Origin of the sequence: Enterococcus sp. 3H8_DIV0648, from assembly GCF_002140655.1 — a bacterium.
GTDB classification, from domain to species: Bacteria; Bacillota; Bacilli; order Lactobacillales; family Enterococcaceae; genus Enterococcus_A; species Enterococcus_A hulanensis.
In genome coordinates this window covers 1,515,207-1,521,219 of record NZ_NGLG01000001.1, presented here as the reverse complement: position 1 = coordinate 1,521,219, position 6,013 = coordinate 1,515,207, and the positions used below count along the sequence as shown (strand labels likewise).

7 protein-coding genes are annotated in these 6,013 nt (G+C 38.6%); 6 read left to right on the top strand and 1 reads right to left on the bottom strand.

Annotation, left to right across the window (positions count from 1 at the left end; all coding sequences use genetic code 11):
* Window positions 1–63 precede the first annotated feature (63 nt).
* The 5 genes from A5875_RS07030 (at window position 64) to A5875_RS07010 (ending at window position 4,617) form a co-directional block, all read left to right on the top strand.
* Window positions 64–270 carry a YqgQ family protein gene (locus A5875_RS07030; RefSeq protein WP_088932943.1) on the top strand — a complete coding sequence of 69 codons (207 nt, stop codon included), beginning with the start codon at window positions 64–66 and terminating at the stop codon, window positions 268–270.
* A 1-nt stretch (window position 271) separates the two neighbouring features.
* On the top strand, window positions 272–1,228 hold the full coding sequence (locus tag A5875_RS07025) for an ROK family glucokinase (protein ID WP_088932942.1): 957 nt from the start codon (window positions 272–274) through the stop codon (window positions 1,226–1,228).
* Window positions 1,229–1,254: 26 nt separating this feature from the next.
* Window positions 1,255–1,656, top strand: a complete 402-nt coding sequence (locus tag A5875_RS07020) for a rhodanese-like domain-containing protein (protein ID WP_088932941.1) — start codon at window positions 1,255–1,257, stop codon at window positions 1,654–1,656.
* Window positions 1,657–1,916: 260 nt separating this feature from the next.
* Window positions 1,917–2,726 (top strand): sugar-phosphatase, encoded by an 810-nt coding sequence (gene yidA, locus A5875_RS07015; protein ID WP_088932940.1) that lies wholly within the window; start codon window positions 1,917–1,919, stop codon window positions 2,724–2,726.
* Between the two features lie 121 nt (window positions 2,727–2,847).
* A complete protein-coding gene (locus A5875_RS07010; protein WP_088932939.1) occupies window positions 2,848–4,617 on the top strand; it encodes an FAD/NAD(P)-binding protein in 1,770 nt (589 codons plus the stop codon).
* 26 nt (window positions 4,618–4,643) lie between these two features.
* Here A5875_RS07010 and A5875_RS07005 read toward each other — a convergent pair whose 3' ends face one another.
* Complete coding sequence (locus A5875_RS07005) at window positions 4,644–4,811, bottom strand: DUF3042 family protein (protein WP_088932938.1); 168 nt, start codon at window positions 4,809–4,811, stop codon at window positions 4,644–4,646.
* 211 nt (window positions 4,812–5,022) lie between these two features.
* Between A5875_RS07005 and galE the strand changes: the two genes are divergently transcribed.
* A complete protein-coding gene (galE, locus tag A5875_RS07000) occupies window positions 5,023–6,012 on the top strand; it encodes a UDP-glucose 4-epimerase GalE (protein ID WP_088932937.1) in 990 nt (329 codons plus the stop codon).
* Window position 6,013: the final 1 nt, after the last annotated feature.

Here is a 6,013-nt window from a genome sequence, read left to right as displayed (position 1 = left end):
TGAGCGTCTCGTGGGCTCGGAGATGTGTATAAGAGACAGGTATAATACTAGGGATGTGGTTTGATGGAAAGTTTGTATGATGTGCAGCAGTTGTTGAAGCAGTTTGGTATTTATGTTTACGTTGGAAAGCGGATCTATGATATCGAATTGATGCAGATTGAGTTGAAAAATTTATATGAGAGTCGCGTGATCGAACGGGACACTTATATGCAAGGATGGCGCATTTTAAAACGGGAACATCACATTGAAGAAAGTCGAGAAGGTGACTAGAATGGATAAAAAATTACTAGGTATTGATTTAGGCGGGACGACCGTGAAATTTGCTATTTTGACTGAAGCAGGTGAAATTCAGCAAAAATGGAGTATTGAAACGAATATTTTAGATGATGGTTCACATATTGTGCCAGATATCATTACTTCGATCAATCACCATTTGTCTCTATATAATATGACGCCAGAACAATTCATCGGGATCGGCATGGGAACTCCAGGAAGTGTCGATATTGAAGCTGGAACAGTTATTGGAGCGTATAATTTGAATTGGACGACATTGCAACAGGTTAAAAGCGAGATTGAAAAAGGAACGAAGATCAAGTTTAGTATCGATAACGATGCCAATGTCGCTGCTTTAGGCGAACGCTGGAAAGGCGCTGGCGACAATGAGCCGGATGTAGTCTTTATGACTTTAGGAACGGGCGTTGGCGGAGGAATCGTGATGAACGGACAATTGCTTCATGGAATCGCTGGTTGCGCCGGTGAAGTCGGGCACGTGACGGTCGATCCAAATGGTTTTGAATGTACTTGCGGCAAACGCGGTTGTTTAGAAACAGTCGCTAGTGCAACGGGGATTGTTCGAGTGGCTCGTCAACTAGCAGAAGAATATGCCGGCGGTTCAAAACTAAAAGCACGTTTGGATAATGGTGAAGACATCACAAGTAAAGACGTTTTTGAATTAGCGGAAGGTGAAGGCGATGATTTAGCATTAATGGTCGTTGACAAAGTAACTTTCTATTTAGGTTTAGCTTGCGGAAATATCGGAAATACGTTGAACCCGTCAACAATTATTATAGGTGGCGGCGTATCTGCTGCCGGCGAGTTTTTACGCAGTCGTGTCGAAAGCTATTTCAAAGAGTTTACTTTCCCCCAAGTACGGGAAAGTACTAAAATTAAATTAGCAGAGTTAGGAAATGAAGCAGGCGTGATCGGCGCGGCTTCATTGGCTAAATAGATTAAGGGTAAGAGAGGAATCAATTCATGTCAATTTGGTGGAAAATTAATATTGTACTAATTTCGGTAATCGCTCTGTATGCTCTTTATGAGTTAGTGGTTCGGATTATGATGAGACGTTCTGCAAAAACCATTTCTCAAGAGGAATTTCAAGCTGGGATGCGTAAAGCACAGGTCATTGATGTTCGTGAACGGGATGAATTCAATGCAAAACATATTTTGGGAGCACGTAGTTTCCCCTATAGTATGTTGAAAGAAACATTCAGCTCTTTGCGAAAAGACCAACCGATTTATATTTACGATCAGAATAAGGCGGTTAGTGCCCGAGCAGCAAATATGTTGCGTAAAAAAGGCTATACGGACTTATTCATTCTTAAAGGCGGTATGCAAGAATGGACTGGGAAAATTAAACAGAAAAAAATCGATTAGTTTTTAACGGCTGGATAGATGTCTGGCCGTTTTTCTCTATTTTCGTTTCAGTATTAAGTATTAGTGGGTTTATAAGTTAGAGTGAATATTTTGCAGAATTGACGGAATAATGAATTACGCTTATTATGAAATCTGTAAACTTTTTATAGAGTGCTATAGAACTTTGCCGTTTTGAAACTACAATTGAATGAGTAAAATTTAGTTATCGTCTAATCAAAAGGTTTAGTTGATAGTAAAAAAAGAAGAATTAGGAGAATTTTATGAGTATAAAGTTAGTTGCCATCGATTTAGATGGAACATTGTTGAATGACCATCACGAAATTAATCAACCAGTCGTTGATTGTATTAAAAAAGCGCGTAAAGCAGGAGTATATGTGGTTCTTTCCACGGGCCGGCCATTATCGGGAACTAAGGCACAATTAGAAGTTCTTGGTTTGGATAATGAAGATGATTATATCATTACTTATAATGGTGCGTTAGTTTTGAATACAAAAACTTGGGATATTGTAGCAGAACATAGTTTAACGAGAGCCGATTATTTAGAGATCGATTATTTGGCTCGTTTACTGGATGTTCATTTACACATTGCAGATAAAAAGGCCATGTATACTGCTAATCGTGATATCAGTCCGTATACAATTTTAGAATCTTATTTAGTTAATATGCCATTACACTATCGAACTCCAGAAGAAATTGCTGCGAATGTGTCGCCGGTTAAGATGATGATGATTGATGATCCGAAAATTTTAGGAGAGGCCTTCAAGAAAATTCCAGCAGAGTATTTCGAAAAATATACGATTGTCCGTAGTACACCGTTTTTCCTTGAAGTGCTAAATTCGAACGCCAGCAAAGGCTTGGCATTGAAAGAATTGAGTGAGCATCTAGGGATTCAACAATCTGAAGTAATGGCGATCGGTGATGCAGAGAATGATCTATCAATGATCGAATTTGCAGGTACTGGCGTAGCAATGGGAAATGCCAGCGAAACAGTTAAGTCAGCCGCTGATTATACCGTGGCAACGAATTTAGAAGACGGTGTGAAAGAAGCTTTTGAACGCTGGGTATTGTAATAATTTTTTGAGTTTCTGGTGGATTGAGCATCAGAAGCTTTTTTTTATTGCTTATTCTACGATTTTTCTCTACTCTTAAAGAAACGAAAAGAGACGAATCTATCAAAAAAGAGGAATGTGTATGAAAAAAATTGCAATTATTGGAGCAGGGCCGTATGGATTGATCGCATTGGATCGGCTAATTAAGCAATCTCCAATAAATGAGCAGGTTGAAGTCTTGCTATTTGACCCTGATGGCCCAGGTGGAAATGTTTGGCGTGAAGATCAAAGCGATCAAGTCATTATGAATACTGTCATGCAGCATGTGACACTATTTTCCGAAGATGAAGGTCCGAATCTAGCCGAATGGAGTCGAGTGGAAGCACCAAAATATTTATCTTCTTTAAACTATGAAGAAGTTTTTTCAGCGGAGACCAAACTTGGAAAAAATGATTATTGTCAGCGGCGTTATTATGGCGTTTACCAAAGTTGTTTTTTCGATGAGTTGTTAAGAGATTTGCCAGAGAATGTTACTGTTGATTTAATCAAAGAAAAAGTCATTGATTTAAATATGACAGAAACGGCCATTTTGATTCAAGCTTCAAGAAGCTATCAAGTAAATGATGTCATTTTAGCGACGGGTCACTCTGCCAATTATTTGAGTAAAGCTGAAATGGAAAATCAAGAGTATGCAGAAGCGCATAAGCTTTTTTATCAAGGACCCGGTAATCCTTCTGACACTCAGCTGGATCATTTAGTTGAGGGAGATACTGTGATTCTCCGCGGTTTGGGGTTAAGTTTCTTTGATTACATTGCGTTGTTTGTTGCTAAATGGGGTGGTAAGTTTTCTGAAGAAGAGAATTGCTTAGTTTATGAGCCTTCTGGAAAAGAACCGCTTTTGATTGTTGGTTCTGGAAGAGGTCTGCCGTATCATGTACGACCAAATAATCAGAAAAATCCTGGAGAAGAGGCTCAACCGCAAATTTTAACACAAGAATTTATGGAACAGTTTCAAGGCAGTGCAGAGGAACTATTTGATTTATTAAAAAAAGAAGCTGAACTGGTTTTCTATCAGAAGAAATTGGCGCATTCAGAGCTTGATTTAGAAAAATTTTTACAAGATTATCGCAAATACGACCGAGAAAAAGTTTTGAACGACTATCAAATTTCTGCCGAGAATCGTTTAGATTGGCTAGCACTTTTAGATCCGGCGAATAACGTTTCTCCAGAAGAGTTTCCTGATTTCATTCAAAATTATCTGAAAAAAGATATAGCTGAAGCTGAATTAGGGAATCAAACAGGTGCAATCGCTGCGGCAATCGATACGTATAAAGAGTTGCAGGCCCCGTTTAATTTTATGCTGGATCAAGAAAAATTTACACCAAAAGAATATTTTGAAGATTTCTTTGGGACGTTTAATCGAAACTATAGTTTTCTAACGATCGGGGCACCAGTGATTCGGCAAAAACAATTATTGGCGTTAGCAGAGGCGGGAGTTATTGAATTTCTGGCACCTGAAATGGTGATTGAAAGAACAAATGGATCATTTTTGGCTTATAGTAAAAAGAATCCAAACCGTTCTTTTAAAGGAAAAAATTTGATTGAAGCTCGTTTACCTGCGACTAGCCTGGAGCGGACGAAAAATTCTCTGTTGTTGAAAATGCGGGGAAAAGGCTATCTATCCGCTCATAGCTTAACGTTTGACGGTAGTAAGCATGCCACAGGAGCAATCCAAGTAGCTCGTAAAACGCATCAAGTGATTGATAAAAATGGTACTGTGTTGCCACATATCTATTGTTATGGGATACCTCTTGAAGGATTGGATTGGCTGAATGCTGCTTCACCACGACCAAAAAGCAACGATCGTGTCTTTTACTTAGCTAATCAGATCGTCAACTCAATTTATAGATAAAAAAGAAAGCCAAGCGGCTTTCTTTTTTATCGTGCGATTCTTTTTCTGCGAGCTTTTTTACGATTTTCATCGATTTTTGATTCTTTTTCTTCGATAGGATCGATTACTTTTTTCTTAACACCCATCACCACACCAGCTACTACTGCTGCTGCAGTTAAAGTACCAGTAACGAATCCTGAGGCAAATTTACGCATCGTTTCATCACTCCTTTCTCAGCAACATAATTTCCAATGAAAATTATGTTTTTGTTTACGAGCTGTAAACTAATTACTTCGTCTTACATTCATTATGAAGCAAAACTTCAAAAATGAAAAGTTTAATGAATGCAAAAGGGTCTTGCATTTATTTAGTAAACAAACTATAATTTGTTTACTAAATAAAATAGAGATGACAGGAGTAGATCAAATGGCAATTTTAGTTCTAGGCGGGGCAGGATACATTGGTTCTCATACAGTCGATAAACTAGTTTCTCAAAATTATGATGTAGTCGTGATTGACAATTTATTAACAGGACATCGCAAAGCTGTCCATCCAGATGCAAGATTTTACGAAGGAGATTGTCGTGATAAGGCCTTTATGACAGATGTTTTCAAAAAAGAAACCATCGACGGAGTTGTGCATTTTGCAGCTAGTTCATTGGTTGGGGAATCAGTAGAGAAGCCCTTAAAATATTTCAATAATAATGTCGTCGGAATGGAAAGCTTATTAGAAGTTATGGAAGAGTTTGGTGTGAAAAATATCGTCTTTTCTTCAACAGCAGCGACTTATGGCGAACCCGGTGTCTCGCCTATCACAGAAGAAGTTGCCACTAATCCGACCAATCCTTACGGTGAAAGCAAATTAATGATGGAAAAAATGATGAAGTGGTGTGACAATGCTTATGGCATGCGTTATGTGGCTTTACGCTATTTTAATGTTGCTGGTGCAAAAAGAGATGCAAGTATCGGTGAAGACCATGATCCTGAAACGCATTTAGTACCAATCATTTTACAAGTTGCTTTAGGACAAAGAGATCACTTGACGATTTTCGGTGAAGATTATGATACACCTGACGGCACATGTATTCGCGATTATGTACAAGTAGAAGATTTAGCTGCTGCTCATATTCTTGCTTTAGAATATTTAAAGGCTGGAAATCCCAGCAACTTCTTTAATCTAGGATCAAATAATGGCTACTCCGTTAAAGAGATGTTAGATGCAGCTCGTGAAGTAACTGGTAAGGAGATTGCAGCTGAGATTGGTCCGCGTCGTGCAGGGGATCCAAGCCGCTTAGTCGCTTCCAGTGAAAAAGTCAAAGAAACGTTAGGCTGGAATCCAGAATATACGGATATTAAAGCAATCATTGAAACAGCGTGGAACTGGCATGTTAGTCATCCACATGGATATGAAGACTAGG